General features: G+C 62.2%; 15 protein-coding genes. 11 read left to right on the forward strand and 4 right to left on the reverse strand.

From position 1 onward, the window contains the following. Nucleotides 1-667 (reverse strand): hypothetical protein (locus FAA86_RS20230; RefSeq protein ID WP_136542850.1); only part of this gene is annotated, 667 nt, incomplete at its 3' end. Between the two features lie 145 nt (nt 668-812). Between FAA86_RS20230 and FAA86_RS20235 the strand changes: the two genes are divergently transcribed. The 4 genes from FAA86_RS20235 to sseA all read left to right on the forward strand — a co-directional run bounded on the left by FAA86_RS20235 (nt 813) and on the right by sseA (nt 4,514). Further along, nucleotides 813-1,061: a type II toxin-antitoxin system Phd/YefM family antitoxin gene (locus FAA86_RS20235; RefSeq protein ID WP_136542851.1), complete on the forward strand. Its 249-nt coding sequence runs from the start codon at nt 813-815 to the stop codon at nt 1,059-1,061. A gap of 212 nt (nt 1,062-1,273) precedes the next feature. After that, nucleotides 1,274-2,311 carry a cysteine synthase A gene (locus tag FAA86_RS20240; protein ID WP_136542852.1) on the forward strand — a complete coding sequence of 346 codons (1,038 nt, stop codon included), beginning with the start codon at nt 1,274-1,276 and terminating at the stop codon, nt 2,309-2,311. A 19-nt stretch (nt 2,312-2,330) separates the two neighbouring features. Then, complete coding sequence (locus FAA86_RS20245) at nt 2,331-3,068, forward strand: alanyl-tRNA editing protein (protein WP_136542853.1); 738 nt, start codon at nt 2,331-2,333, stop codon at nt 3,066-3,068. A gap of 21 nt (nt 3,069-3,089) precedes the next feature. Continuing rightward, nucleotides 3,090-4,514 (forward strand): 3-mercaptopyruvate sulfurtransferase, encoded by a 1,425-nt coding sequence (gene sseA / locus FAA86_RS20250; RefSeq protein ID WP_136542854.1) that lies wholly within the window; start codon nt 3,090-3,092, stop codon nt 4,512-4,514. A gap of 3 nt (nt 4,515-4,517) precedes the next feature. Here the strand turns inward: sseA and FAA86_RS20255 are convergent, their stop codons facing one another. After that, complete coding sequence (locus FAA86_RS20255) at nt 4,518-5,444, reverse strand: DUF4344 domain-containing metallopeptidase (protein WP_246035141.1); 927 nt, start codon at nt 5,442-5,444, stop codon at nt 4,518-4,520. A gap of 192 nt (nt 5,445-5,636) precedes the next feature. Here FAA86_RS20255 and FAA86_RS20260 point away from each other — a divergent pair, with 192 nt between their 5' ends. The 3 genes from FAA86_RS20260 (at nt 5,637) to FAA86_RS20270 (ending at nt 8,240) form a co-directional block, all read left to right on the forward strand. Continuing rightward, nucleotides 5,637-6,113 carry a DUF1203 domain-containing protein gene (locus FAA86_RS20260; RefSeq protein WP_136542856.1) on the forward strand — a complete coding sequence of 159 codons (477 nt, stop codon included), beginning with the start codon at nt 5,637-5,639 and terminating at the stop codon, nt 6,111-6,113. Continuing rightward, nucleotides 6,110-7,060, forward strand: a complete 951-nt coding sequence (locus FAA86_RS20265; protein ID WP_205910048.1) for a DMT family transporter — start codon at nt 6,110-6,112, stop codon at nt 7,058-7,060. Before FAA86_RS20260 ends, FAA86_RS20265 begins: the two co-directional genes overlap by 4 nt. An 82-nt stretch (nt 7,061-7,142) precedes the next feature. Continuing rightward, on the forward strand, nt 7,143-8,240 hold the full coding sequence (locus FAA86_RS20270; RefSeq protein ID WP_136542857.1) for a catalase family protein: 1,098 nt from the start codon (nt 7,143-7,145) through the stop codon (nt 8,238-8,240). 110 nt (nt 8,241-8,350) lie between these two features. Here FAA86_RS20270 and ald read toward each other — a convergent pair whose 3' ends face one another. Then, a complete protein-coding gene (gene ald / locus FAA86_RS20275) occupies nt 8,351-9,469 on the reverse strand; it encodes an alanine dehydrogenase (protein ID WP_136542858.1) in 1,119 nt (372 codons plus the stop codon). A gap of 159 nt (nt 9,470-9,628) precedes the next feature. Here ald and FAA86_RS20280 point away from each other — a divergent pair, with 159 nt between their 5' ends. The 4 genes from FAA86_RS20280 to FAA86_RS20295 all read left to right on the forward strand — a co-directional run bounded on the left by FAA86_RS20280 (nt 9,629) and on the right by FAA86_RS20295 (nt 13,116). Beyond that, entirely contained in the window at nt 9,629-10,090 is a 462-nt protein-coding gene (locus FAA86_RS20280; protein ID WP_113461753.1) for an Lrp/AsnC family transcriptional regulator, read from the forward strand. 91 nt (nt 10,091-10,181) lie between these two features. Next, nucleotides 10,182-10,517, forward strand: a complete 336-nt coding sequence (locus FAA86_RS20285; RefSeq protein WP_136542859.1) for a PilZ domain-containing protein — start codon at nt 10,182-10,184, stop codon at nt 10,515-10,517. 167 nt (nt 10,518-10,684) lie between these two features. Next, the gene (locus FAA86_RS20290) at nt 10,685-11,023 is read left to right on the forward strand and encodes a PilZ domain-containing protein (protein WP_136542860.1); all 339 of its coding nucleotides are present in this window, start codon (nt 10,685-10,687) and stop codon (nt 11,021-11,023) included. A gap of 104 nt (nt 11,024-11,127) precedes the next feature. After that, nucleotides 11,128-13,116, forward strand: a complete 1,989-nt coding sequence (locus FAA86_RS20295) for a bifunctional 2',3'-cyclic-nucleotide 2'-phosphodiesterase/3'-nucleotidase (protein ID WP_136542861.1) — start codon at nt 11,128-11,130, stop codon at nt 13,114-13,116. Nucleotides 13,117-13,168: 52 nt separating this feature from the next. Here the strand turns inward: FAA86_RS20295 and FAA86_RS20300 are convergent, their stop codons facing one another. Continuing rightward, on the reverse strand, nt 13,169-14,104 hold the full coding sequence (locus tag FAA86_RS20300; protein WP_136542862.1) for a LysR family transcriptional regulator: 936 nt from the start codon (nt 14,102-14,104) through the stop codon (nt 13,169-13,171). Between the last annotated feature and the right edge of the window lie 58 nt (nt 14,105-14,162).

A 14,162-nucleotide genomic window follows, 5' to 3' on the forward strand; every position in this document is an offset into this window, starting at 1 on the left:
GCTTGAGGGAAACCATTTCGTTGTATCGCCCGGCTCGGAGATCTATCCACCACCCCAGCACATCCTTCACCCGCCCCTCGGTCACCGGCTCGTCCGTGATCGACAGCGTAATCGCATTGAGCCTATAGCCGAGCCCGAATGTAGCAGCGAGATCGCCGGGATTGACGCGGCGCACCGAGGCCGGGTCGTTTATGTCATCGAACGTGACCAGCAGAGGATAGTGCTTGCGCGGCACGTCGCGGGACTGCCCGTCGCTCGCCACCATCCGGTCGAGGTAAGGAAACATCTCCTCCTTCAGCATCGCCTTTCCCTCCAGTTCCGGAAAAAAGGCGGTATAGGCCGTCCACTCACTATAGCCCTGCAGCAACGCGAAGAGATAACGGCCCTCGCCGAGATCGACTACGACCGCCTCGCCGGAAACGCCGCCACGCTGCATACCGGCCGCATCGCCCACGCCGGTCCATTTGGGCGGAAACTCGATCCGCGCCGACGTGACCGCGCTGCCGACCTTCATGCCCTCCGGCGTCATGACCGACACCGTGAGTTTCTGATGCCATTGCCATTCCGGAAAATCGAAAAGCAGATCGCAGCCGGCGATCGGCAGAAACACGGCCAAAGCCACGAGAACCCTCAGCACCACCCCTCCCCGCACAACCTTGAGCAGCATCAGCAGCAGACTTCCCGGTCAGGCGTGAAAATCCGGTGAAGAGAATGCTTAAACTTGTAACGATCGGCAGAGGATTCGGGCCTCGCTTGCCCGATGCACAGCCCAGCATTAAGTTGACCACATCCAGTTAATTTCGGAGGCGAGCATGTCGAGCATGAGCATTGCCGATGCCAAGGCCGGATTCGCCGGTCTGGTAGACGCCGCCGCCAACGGTGCCTTCATTACCATCACTCGCCACGGCGAGCCCGTCGCTATGCTGGTCAGCGTCGAAGCCGGAGAGGCGGCAAAAAGGGTGATGACAAAGCCGAGACCGAATTTCGGCGAGTTCCTGATGTCCTATCCAGGCCCCGCCGATATCGGATCCACAGCGATTGACCCGAAGTTCACACCCTAACCCGTCCCCGAACGCATTTTCCCTCCCCTCGCCCCACCACGAAAAGCCATTCCTTGCCAATTGACGGCTCCGGGCGGAAAAGACCGGTTCGATCCCGCGCTGACCGTTCGCCCTTCATATTCTTGTCCAGAAGGACAAAATTGCGAGGTGCCCCGGTTTTCTTCCCCGCGCTTTTGGTTCTAGTGTCCGCGTCAGGCGAAAAGGCAGACATCATGGCATTTCATCCCTCGGTTCTCGAAGCGATCGGCAACACGCCCCTCATCCGGCTGAAAGGCGCCTCCCAGGCGACCGGCTGCACCATTCTCGGCAAAGCCGAATTCCTCAATCCCGGCCAGTCGGTGAAGGATCGCGCCGCCCTCTTCATCATCCGTGATGCCGAGCGGCGCGGGCTGCTTCGCCCCGGCGGCGTGATCGTCGAGGGCACGGCCGGCAATACCGGCATCGGGCTGACGCTGGTTGCCAAGGCGCTTGGCTATCGCACCGTGATCGTGATCCCGGAGACCCAGAGCCAGGAAAAGAAGGATGCCCTGAAGCTGCTCGGCGCCGAGCTCGTCGAAGTGCCGGCGGTGCCTTACAAGAACCCGAACAACTATGTGAAGATCTCCGGCCGTCTCGCCGCCCAGCTCGCCAAGACCGAGCCGAATGGAGCGATCTGGGCCAACCAGTTCGACAACACCGTCAACCGCGACGCCCATATCGAAACGACGGCGAAGGAAATCTTCGAGCAGACCGGGGGCGCTGTGGATGGCTTCATCTGCGCCGTCGGCTCGGGCGGCACGCTGGCCGGCACCGGGATTGGCCTTCGCAACAGGAAGCCCGGCGTCAAGATCGGCATTGCAGATCCGGAAGGCGCGGCCCTCTACGAATACTATAAAAGCGGCGAGCTCAAATCCTCGGGATCCTCGATCACCGAGGGCATCGGCCAGGGCCGCATCACGGCGAACCTCGAGGGCTTCAAGCCCGACTTCGCCTATCAGATCCCTGATTCCGAAGCGCTCGACATCGTCTTCGATCTCGTCGAGAACGAGGGCCTCTGCCTCGGCGGCTCCTCCGGCATCAACATTGCCGGCGCGATCCGTCTTGCGAAGGAGCTCGGTCCGGGCCATACGATCGTGACGATCCTCTGCGACTATGGCAACCGCTACCAGTCGAAGCTCTTCAACCCGGACTTCCTGCGCTCGAAGAACCTGCCGGTTCCGACCTGGCTCGAAAAGCGCAGCGAATTCGACCTGCCGTTCGAGACGGCCTGACATTCCTGAAAGCACCCCCATGACCACCATCGCCCTCTACCGCGACGATTTCTATCTCTCGACGGCGGAGGCGGTGGTGACGGCGGTGCATGTGGATGGCGCGGTCGAACTCGACCAGACCTGCTTCTATGCCGCCTCCGGCGGCCAGCCGGGCGATACCGGTTTCTTCGAGCGGGAAGACGGCAGCCGGATCCAGCTTGCCGAGACCCGGCACGGCGCTACCAAGGACGTGATCCTGCACCGCCCGGTCGAAGGCGAGCCCCTGCCCATGGTCGGCGAGAAACTTGTGCTGCATGTCGACTGGCCGCGCCGCTACAAGCTGATGCGCATGCACACCGCATGCCACCTGCTCTCCGTCGTCTGTTCCTATCCGATCACAGGTGCGGCCGTCGGCGAAGAGGAAAGTCGCGTGGATTTCGACATGTCGGAGACCATCGACAAGGATCAGGTGACCGCTGACCTGATGAAACTCGTGCACGAGAACCACCCCGTCACTCTCCAGTGGATCACCGACGAGGAGCTCGCGGCCAATCCCGGCATCGTCAAGTCGAAGAATGTGCGCCCGCCGATCGGGCTTGGTCGGGTCTCCCTCGTTTGCATCGGCGAGAACTCCGGCGTTGACAGCCAGCCCTGCGGGGGCACACATGTTTCGGAGACCCAGGAGGTCGGTGCGATTCATATCGCCAAGATCGAAAAGAAGGGCAAGGAGAACCGCCGGTTCCGCATTCGCTTTGGAGCCCCGGACGCCTCTGCCTGAAGAACGTTACGGGAGAAGTGCATGTCCGGTGAAAGAAGCCGTTTCGTCGTTTCGGCGGATTGGGTCGAAAAGAACCTCGGGGCGCCCGGATTCAAACTTGTCGATGCCTCCTGGTACCTGCCTGCACACAACCGCAACGGCGCCGTCGAATACGCCTCCGGCCACATTCCGGGTGCGGTCTTCTTCGATCAGGACGTGATTGCCGACACCACGACCGGCCTGCCGCATTCGCTCCCCTCGCCGTCCTTCTTCGCCCAGGCCGTCGGCCAGCTCGGCATCTCCGCCGATGACACCATCGTCGTCTATGACGGCCCGGGCTTTTTCTCCGCACCGCGCGTCTGGTGGATGTTCCGTGTCATGGGTGCACGCCGCGTCTATGTGCTCGACGGCGGGATCGATGGCTGGAAGGCGGAGGGCCGCAGGCTCGAGACGGATCTGCCGGAACCGGCGCCCGTCACCTTCGAGGCGCAGTTCGACCGGGCGAAGATCACCTCCTTCGACCAGATGTCGGCGATTGCCGACAATGCCGACAAGCAGATCGCCGATGCCCGCCCCGCCGGTCGCTTCACCGGTGAGGAACCGGAACCGCGTGCCGGCATGCGCTCCGGCCATATGCCGGGTGCGCGCAGCGTGCCCGCCGCGTCATTGTCGGAAAACGGCCGCCTCAAGGATCTCGCCACACTGCGCTCGATCTTCACCGATGCCGGCATCGACCTCAACAATCCCGTGGTCACCAGCTGCGGCTCTGGCGTGACGGCGGCCGTGGTGACGCTGGCGCTCGAGAGCCTGGGGCATACCGACAATTCGCTCTATGACGGCTCCTGGTCGGAATGGGGCTCGAAGACGGACACGCCCATCGTCACCGGTCAGGCGGAAGCGCTCGGCTCCAAGTCCTCGGGTCCGCTGACGGCCCATGTCACACGGCTTGAAATGACGGCGCCGCCGAAGTCCAGCCTGCCGGTGCCGGTCAATATCCAGACTGCGATCATGCGCACGCATGAGATCCCGCTCTCCTTCTACCGCTTCCTGCATCGCCAGGTCGGCGCCCGCTGGCACTGGTATGAGCGCCTGCGCATGCCCGACGAGCAGCTGAAAGCGATCATCCATGCCGACAAGGTGTCGATCTCGGTTCTTTATGTGAATGGCGCGCCGGCTGGCTTCTATGAACTCTCACAGGAAAGCGACGACCTCGTCGAGCTCTCCTATTTCGGCCTCTTCGAGCATGCGCTGGGCCTCGGCATCGGCAAGTGGTTCCTGCTGCAATGTCTCTATGCCGCCTGGGCGAGCAATCCGAAGACGGTGACCGTCACCACCAATTCGCTCGATCATCCGCGCGCGCTGCAGCTCTACCAGCAGTTCGGCTTCTCGCCCGTTGGAACCTACAACGCCCTGGTCGATCCCATGACCGACCAGGAGCTTCTGGCGCTCGTCAAGCGCGACGGCTGAGGCTCAGTCCTTCTTCTTCAGCTTCACAGCGGACGCACCCGTCTGTTCGGCGGCTGCGTCGTCGTCGGCCGTATCCTCGTTGGCGACCTCGTCATTGGCTGTGTCCTCTTCGCCCGCGGTCTGGTTCTCGAACCAGTTGGAAATCAGACCGGCGTGGAAGGCCGCCATCTCGTAGCAATAGGTGATCTCGCGGTTGCCGGCATGCCAGAAGGCGTTTTCCGTGCCGCAGGACTTGCCGGTGATCTTGATGCCGTCCTTCAGATTATAGCCTTCGCCGAAGACGGTCGCGATCGTCTCCAGGACGCTGGCGCTCTTCAGAAGGTCGGCGAAACCCTGCAGATCCTCGTTGCCGGCAGGTTCGTAAGTGACCTCGAACTTCGTCTTGGCGCTGTCCTTCATGTTGGCGGCCAGAAGGCTCATCCAGCTGTCGCGTGCCCTCTGGTATTCGAAGACGCATTCCTGGCGCCGCGCCTCGGGGAAGTCGAGCGAGTCGGCGAACTCCTTGAAGAACTCGGCATTGGCCCCGGTCATCATGCAGACAATCGCAAAGGCGCGCTGGCGGTCGAGGCCATGCGTGCCCATGAAGTCCTCATCCTGCGGGCCTTCCTCCTTCGCCTCATCCAGCAGGAACCAGCCATCGGCACTGTCCTGCATCGTTGTATAGAGCTCCTCATCCTCCGCCCCGAGCAGAAGCACGGAGGAGAGCGCATCCACCGCATCCTCCTCACGCCCCAGAACCGGCAGGTTGAATTCCGAGACCAGCATGTGGCCGGCCTCGTGGAAGAGGATGAAGATCGCATTGTTGACGACGAATTTCTGCCCTTCCTCGATCTGCTCCTCGGTCAGCTCGGCCGCAGCTGCGGGCATGGAAGGTTGAAACAGACATGCGGAAAGCGCCAGCAAAGCCGCGGCAGCCGACCTGGTAGACATCATGGGAGCCCCTCACCCGATATTGGATCGCCGCATTATCTACAGCAGAGGTTAAGCGAGAGAAAAACGCCTTTTCTGACAGCAACAGCTCGCGCAGGAATCGGGTGGCGGCGGCGGCTCCGATGACAGAGGCTCGGACATCTCAACCGTCATCACGAGGCTCTCATCACATCCGCCCTACGCTTTCTCGCCATGCCATCGGAAGAGGCCACCGCCTATCGGCTGGGCGCGCCCGACGCCTATGGTCTTTCTCCCGAGCGGCGCCTGTCTCCCGGCGGCTATCCCTGCCGCCACTGCCTCGGCGAGATCGCCGAAGGCGAGGCCTATCTGACGCTGGCCTACCGACCCTTCCCCGCGCTCCAGCCCTATGCCGAGACCGGGCCGATCTTCCTGCATGCCGAGGCTTGCCCGCGCTACGCGGCAAGCGAGGTCCTGCCGCCGATGCTGGAAAGCCCCGACTATATCGTGCGCGGCTATGGCGCCGACGACCGCATCGTCTATGGCAGCGGCGGCGTCGTGCCGACTTCGGCCATTGTCACGCGGGCATTGGACCTGCTCGCCGATCCGCACATCGCCTATCTGCATGTCCGCTCGGCGCGCAACAACTGCTATCAATGCCGAATCGAGCGGACCGAGACCGCGTCGACCGACAGCCGGAGACACGCATGACGCCCGCCCGCCCCTCCATGACCGCCACCGAATGGGGTCTGCTCCTCATCCTCTCCGTGATCTGGGGCGGGTCTTTCTTCTTCACCGGCGTTGCCGTCAAGGAATTGCCACCGCTCACGATCGTTGCGGCCCGTGTCGGTCTGGCAGCGCTTGCCCTGCATGCCGTGGTGCGGCTCTCGGGACACCCTATGCCGACATCCTCGAGAATCTGGCTCGGCTTTCTCGGCATGGGGCTCTTGAACAATATTCTGCCCTTCAGCCTGATCGTCTGGGCGCAGACCCATATCGAAAGCGGCCTCGCCTCGATCCTCAATGCCACGACGCCGCTCTTCGGCGTTGTCGTGGCGCATCTTTTGACACGCGACGAGAAGATGACGGGCAACCGGCTTGCCGGCGTGCTCGTGGGCTTTGCCGGCGTTGCCGTGATGATCGGACCATCCTCTCTGTCGCGCCTCGGCCAGGATGTGCTTGCCCAGGTCGCAATCCTCGGCGCTGCCCTCTCCTACGCTTTCGCCGGTGTCTATGGCAGAAGGTTCCGCCTCTGGGGGCTGAGCCCGATCGTGACTGCCTGCGGCCAGCTCACGGCATCGAGCGCGGTCATGCTGATCTTCGCCATGGCCGTCGATCGCCCGTGGACGATTGCTGCGCCCGGTGCGGCGACCATCGCTGCGGTGATTGCGATCGCGCTTATCTCCACGGCCCTTGCCTATGTGATCTTCTTCCGGATCCTGGCAAGCGCCGGCGCCACCAATATCATGCTGGTCACCTTCCTGATCCCCGTCAGCGCCATTCTGCTCGGCGCGGTCTTTCTCGGTGAACGTCTCGCACCGGAAGATTTTGCCGGCATGGCGATCATCCTAGTTGGTCTCAGCCTGATCGACGGTCGGCTATGGCCGCGTGTGCGACGCCTCGCGAGCCATGCGCTTGCGCGCCGCGAGCGGGGCTGACGCGACGACCTCCGGCGCCGGGAGGAACCTCGGTCACCGGCACTGCGTTCCGTTCGCTTGTCTAGAGAGAACGGAGCCCTCGATGCAGCCCAACCCGCCGATCCGCTATCATGCCGACTTGGAAAAACCGACCGCCGACGAACAGGAGGCGATCGAGGACATCAAGGAGAGCATGCTTTACATCATCGGCAAGACGCATGAGGACCTGGGGCACGCCCAGCGCAGCGTACATGCCAAGAGCCACGCGCTGCTCGAAGCCACAGTGACCGTGCATGACGCTCTTCCCGCAGAGCTCGCCCAGGGCATCTTCCAGACACCCGGCCGTTCCTATCCGGCGATCATCCGCATCTCCACCATTCCGGGTGATCCCCTGCGCGACAGCGTCTCGCTGCCCCGCGGCTTTGCGATCAAGCTCTTCGGCGTCGATGGCGACCGTCTGCCGGGCAGCGAAGGCGATGTGACGCAGGACTTCCTGTTTGCCTCGGCACCGGCCTTTGCCGCACCGGATGCAGCCGGCTTTGCCAAGAACCTGAAACTGATTGCCCGCACCACAGATAGGGTCGAATGGGCAAAGAGTGCGCTCAGCTGGATCCTGAGACCGATCGTCAAGGGGCTTGAAGCCATGGGTGCCGATGCCGGTGCGCTGAAGGCGATGGGCGGCTATCCTGAAACCCACCCGCTCGGCGAGCACTACTACACCCAGGTGCCTTTGCGCTTCGGTGATTATGTCGCCAAGCTCGATGTCATCCCGCGGTCCGAGAGCTTCAAGCGCCTCAGTGACGACCGGATCGACCTGTCGGAGGGCCCCGATGTCCTGCGCGAGGCCGTTGCCGAAGTCATGGCCCGTGAGGGTGGCGAATGGACGCTGCGGGCGCAGCTCTGTCGCAACCTCGAGACACAGCCGATCGAGGATGCCTCCGTCGTCTGGCCCGAGGAAGACAGCCCCTATCTGGAGATTGCGACGATCAACGTTGGCCCACAGACCGGCTGGTCGGAAGGTCGCTCCAGGGCCGTCGACGACGGGCTGACCTTCCGCCCCTGGCGCGGGGTCGAGCAGCACCGGCCGCTCGGCAATGTCATGCGCGCCCGCAAGGAGGTCTACCCCGTCGCTGCCGCCAAACGCAGCGCGCTTATCGGCTGTCCGATGCACGAGCCGAAAAGCCGCCCGGACCTGCCCTGATCACAGGCCATAAAGAAATGGGCCGGCCGATGGGATGGCCGGCCCAGATGGCCGCGTTACACGATACGATGCGGACCTGACGCAACGTGAGGCGACCGGAGAGTGTCGCCTTACGCTACGTTGAGTACGGCTTCCGGGGCGTGGGCCGGATATCCGAGCGCTTCCGCAACCGGCTTGTTGGTGATCCGGCCCTTGTGGACGTTCAGACCATTGCGCAGGTGACGGTCTTCGGCGATCGCGCGCAGACCACGGTCGGCGAGTGCCAGGCCATGAACCAGGGTGGCATTATTGAGCGCATGCGCCGAGGTGATCGGAACCGCACCGGGCATGTTGGCGACACAGTAATGCACGACGCCGTCCACCACATAGGTCGGATCGGAGTGCGTCGTGGCATGCGAGGTCTCGAAGCAGCCGCCTTGGTCGATCGCGACGTCGACGACGACAGCGCCCTTCTTCATGCCGGACAGCATTTCTCGGGTGACGAGCTTCGGCGCAGCCGCGCCGGGAATGAGCACGGCGCCGATGACGAGATCGGCCGAGAAGACTTCCTGTTCCAGCGCATCGATCGTCGAATAGACCGTGTGAACGCGGCCGTGGAAGATATCGTCGAGCTGGCGCAGACGCGGCAGCGAGCGGTCGAGAATGGTCACGTCAGCGCCGAGACCGACGGCCATCTTGGCGGCATGGAGACCAACGACCCCGCCACCGATCACGGTGACCTTGGCCGGGAGCACGCCTGGAACGCCGCCGAGCAGGATGCCGCGGCCTCCATGGGCCTTCTGCAGCGCCGTCGCACCGGCCTGGATTGCGAGACGGCCGGCCACTTCCGACATCGGCGCCAGGAGCGGCAGGCCGCCGCGCTCGTCGGTGACGGTCTCATAGGCAACGGCGGTGACGCCGGACTCGATCAGACCCTTGGTCTGGTCCGGATCGGGCGCGAGGTGGAGATAGGTATAAAGGATCTGGCCTTCGCGCAGCTGCACCCATTCGGAAGGCTGCGGCTCCTTGACCTTGACGATCATGTCGGACTTTTCGAACACGTCCTTGGCCGAGGCGGCGATTTTCGCGCCAGCAGCGATATAGGCGTGGTCATCGGCGCCGATGCCGGCACCCGCACCCGTTTCGATCAGGACATCATGGCCATGGGCCACATACTCGCGCACCGCACCGGGGGTCAGGCCGACACGATATTCATGGTTCTTGATTTCCTTCGGGCAACCGACACGCATCAAGCGTTCCTCTCTTTTATTCGCAGCCGAAGCCGCTTTGTTTCAGATACGGAAATTGAACCATCGGCGCTGCAAAATGTCCTTGCAAACTGAGGGTTCGAGCGGCACAGATTCCGCAGCTTATTGCGTGATCGCCTCATCAGACGGAGAATTATTCGAATGGCAGAACTGGATGCCATTGATCGTGCCATTCTGAAGGCGCTTCAGGAAAATGGGCGGATGACCAATGCGGAGCTTGCCGAGAAGGTGGGGCTCTCGCCGTCTGCCTGCTCGCGGCGGCACGACATGCTGGAAAAATCGGGCGTCATCAGCGGCTATCACGCGCGGCTTTCGCACAAGGCGATCGACTACAAGATGATGGTCATCGTCCATATCTCGCTGAGCGGCCAGTTTGCGAAAACTCTGACCGAGTTCGAAGCCGCGGTAAAGCGCTGTCCCAACGTCCTCGTCTGCTACCTGATGTCCGGCGAGTATGACTACATCCTCAGAGTCGCCGCCAAGGATCTCGAAGACTACGAGCGCATTCACCGTGACTGGCTCTCGGCACTTCCCCATGTCGTGAAGATCAATTCGAGCTTTGCGCTGCGCGAAGTCATCGAGCGCCCCAATGTGGGTCTTTGATCGGGATTCGTAAAAATCCTAATGATTTGTTTTAGACCGTTCTTACAGATCCTCTCTAAGCTCGTCCCATTGTTTTCATCAGGACGACATCATGAGCAATAATCTCGGAATGGATGTTCGAAAGGCTCCGCGCAGCCGCTGCCGCATCGACAGCAAGGTGCGCTATTTCAAGCAGGAGGCGGACGGGCGCGTGATCAATATTTCCCGCAGCGGTCTGGCACTCGAGCTCGCCTCGAAGCTGCAGGCAGCCGCCGGAAGCCCCGTCGTTATCGAGAATGACGATATCGGACTGCTCGAAGGCGTGGTCCGCTGGAACTATGGCGGGCGCATCGGTATCATGTTCAAGCCGAACAGCAATTCGATCGCGAAGGTCGCCGCCTATTTCCGCAACTTCCATCAGGAAGTCCGCCCCGTCCTGCGTGGCTGAGGCCCCCAAAGCCGGCAATTAACGGTAAACACCCCGGATATCGGGCAAAACACCTAAAATCTCCTGAGGAGATGGCTCGCATTCTAATGACCTTGGCCAGATGCCGTTAAGGCGTGTGGCCGAGGTTTTCTGCGTTTCTTTCAATCCATTTGACGGAGCGCAATTTTATGCTTGCTGCCAAACTCAATCCGGACGGTCGCCGGAGCCAACGCATCCGCTGTCACATCCGCGGAACACTCGAATTCATCGGCCAGAAGCTCAACATCCGTATTCTCGACATTTCCAGAACCGGCATGGCTCTTCAACTGGAAGGCTGGATCGAAGCCAAACGCGGGGCGACCGTCACCGTCAGCTGTGTGGAACTCGGCCATATCGAATGCACCGTCCGCTGGTACCGGGCGGGCAAGATGGGCCTCGAATTCGAACAGACAACCAATGCGGTGGCGCAAATCACTGCCTATTTCCGCAACTTCCATCGCGATCCCCGTAACCTGGTGCCGAGCTAGATCATGCGACGGCAACGTCTCACCCCTGTCATTTTACAGGTGCAAGCATTCCAAAAGCGACTTAACCTCCGTCGCTTTCAGCACCAGTTGACCGTGAGGCCCCCATGCCGTCTTTGCTTGATCTTCATCCCATCTCTCGCCGTTCCTTCCTCAGCGGCGTCGCCGCTTCGGCAGCCCTTGTCACGCTCCACCCCTTCGCCGTCCGCGCGAATGGCAATCAGGCGCATCTCAGGCTGATGGAGACCACGGACATCCACGTCAACGTGATGCCCTACGACTACTATGCCGACAAGCCGAACGACACGATGGGACTGGCGCGCACCGCCTCGATCATCGATTCCATCCGGGCCGAGGCCGGCAATTCGATGCTGATCGACAATGGCGACTTCCTGCAGGGCAATCCGATGGGCGACTACATGGCCTATCAGAAAGGCATGAAGCCGGGTGACGTGCACCCCGTGATCAAGGCGATGAACGTGCTCGGCTATGATTGCGGCACGCTCGGCAATCACGAGTTCAACTACGGCCTCGACTTCATGTTCAACACGCTGGCGGGGGCGACATTCCCCTTCGTCTGCGCCAACCTGACGAAAGGGCAACTCGCTTCCGACCCGAAGCAGGATCCCCTCTACTTCAAGCCCTACCACATCATTGAAAAGCAGATCCGCGACGGTTCGGGTGCCACAAGCCCCGTCAAGGTCGGCTTCATCGGCTTCGTGCCGCCGCAGATCATGCTCTGGGACGCAAAGAACCTCGAGGGCAAGGCGATGACGCGCGACATCCTCCAGGCGGCGCGTGCCTGGGTGCCGCAGATGAAGGAAGACGGCGCCGACATCGTGATCGCCCTCTCCCACTCAGGCATCGATGGCCATGGCGAGAGCGAAGGCATGGAAAACGCCTCGCTCTATCTCGCCGGCGTCGAGGGGATCGACGCGATCTTCACCGGCCACCAGCATCTGGTCTTTCCGGGCCCGAAGGATTTCGAGGATGTTCCCGGTGCGGATGCCGTCAAGGGCACGCTGCTCGGCAAGCCCGCCGTCATGGCCGGCTTCTGGGGCTCGCATATGGGCCTGATCGATCTGCTCCTCGAAAAGGACGGGTCGAGCTGGAAGATCGTCGACTTCACCTGCGAGGCACGGCCGATCTACCATCGTGACGACAATCGCAAGGTCGTGGCGGACGTCAAGGACAAGCCGGAGGTCGTCGCCTCAGTCGCCGCCGAGCATCAGGCAACGCTCGACTATGTGCGCACGCCCGTCGGCAAGACGTCGGCACCGCTCTACTCCTATTTCGCCCTGGTGGCCGATGATCCCTCGATCCAGATCGTGTCCATCGCCCAGTCCTGGTACATCAAGCAAATGCTGAAGGACGGGCCGCACAAGGATCTGCCCGTCCTGTCTGCCGCCGCACCGTTCAAGGCCGGCGGCCGCGGCGGCGCTGACTATTTTACCGACGTGCCCGCGGGCGATATCGCGATCAAGAATGTCGCCGATCTCTATCTCTATCCGAACACCATCCAGGCGGTCGCGATCACAGGCGAGCAGGTGAAGAACTGGCTCGAGATGTCGGCCGGGATCTTCAACCAGATCGAGAAGGGCGCGAAGGATGCTCCTCTGATCAATCCGGACTTCCCGTCCTACAACTACGACGTCATCGACGGCGTGACCTATCAGATCGATCTCACCAAGCCCGCCCGCTACGACAAGGATGGCGTTGTCGTGCATCCGGAATCGAGCCGCATCGTCAACCTGCAGTTCGACGGCAAGCCGATCGACCCGGGCCAGACCTTTGCGGTCGCGACCAACAATTACCGCGCCGGCGGCGGCGGCAAATTCCCGGAGATCGCCTCAGACAAGGTGATCTTCGTCGGCCCCGACACCAACCGCGACATCATCGTGCGCTACATCGTCGACCAGGGCACCATCAATCCGTCGGCCGACGGCAACTGGTCCTTTGCCCCGATCGGCGACACAACCGTCACCTTCGAGACCGGCCCGAAGGCGCGCGACTTCCTCGCCGACTTCAAGGGCGCTGAAATCGAAGATGCCGGCGACGGTGTGGATGGTTTCGCCAAGTTCCGCCTGACGATCTGATCACGGGAAAAGCCATAAGCGTGGAGTCGATTCAAGCAGTTGAATCGATTCCTTAAACTGCTTTCGCAAGCATCGGCGTCGCTTCGGCGGGGCAGTTCGACAGCTGCTCCTCGAAGGCGCGGATCAGCCAGGTGCCGGCCGGCCCGGGCGGATTGTCCGTCCGCCTGATGGCATAGAGATTGTAGGAGCCCTGCTCATAGGCCGGCAGGTCGAGATGCACGATCCGGCCCTTCGCCATGTCCTCGCGAATGATCGAGGCGGGCAGCCCTCCCCAGCCGAGCCCGCCACGGATCAGCTGGTGCTTGGTTGCCATGTCGCTCACCCGCCAGGTCTTGAAGGACAAGACGTTGAAATCCCGGCCCGAGGTCAGATCGGAAGCGTCGCTCACGACGATCTGCGTCTCCTCGCGCACATCCTGCAGCGACAGCGTGCCCCGGCGCTGCGCCAAGGGATGGTCGGCTGCGGCCGCCGGCAGCAGGAAATTGTGGCCGATGCGGTCGACGATCAAGGTATCGTCCTGACGGGTCGGCGCGCCGCCGATACCGATCGTCGCCCTGCCGCTCATCACCAGCTCGACCAGCCGGCCGAGTTCGCCCACTTCCAGCCGCAGCGAAACCGAGGGAAACTGCCGCTGAAAGTCTCGGAGGACCGCCAGCAACACGCCTGTCGGGACGAGAACGCTGATCGCCACCGACAGCTCGGCCTCCAGCCCCTGATGCATGCTGCGGACCTTGGCCCGCATCACCTGCAGGTCGCCGACGATGCGGCGGGCATCCGTCAGCATCGCCCGGCCCTCCTCGGTCAGCCGCGGCTGGCGCGTGCCGGTCCGTTCGAAAAGCGAGACGCCGAGCTGGCTTTCGAGATTGCCGATCGTATAGCTCACCACCGACTGGGCCCGGTTCAGCTGTCGGGCCGCAGCAGAAAAACTGCCGGCATCGGCAACGGCGAGAAAGACCTGCAGTTGGTCGAGGGTGGGGTTGGCATCCATGGCGCTTGGGCATCCATCCAGTTATTCGATATGATCAATCTAGATTATCACAGTTTTA

Origin of the sequence: Rhizobium rosettiformans W3 (assembly GCF_004912135.1) — a bacterium.
GTDB classification, from domain to species: Bacteria; Pseudomonadota; Alphaproteobacteria; order Rhizobiales; family Rhizobiaceae; genus Allorhizobium; species Allorhizobium rosettiformans.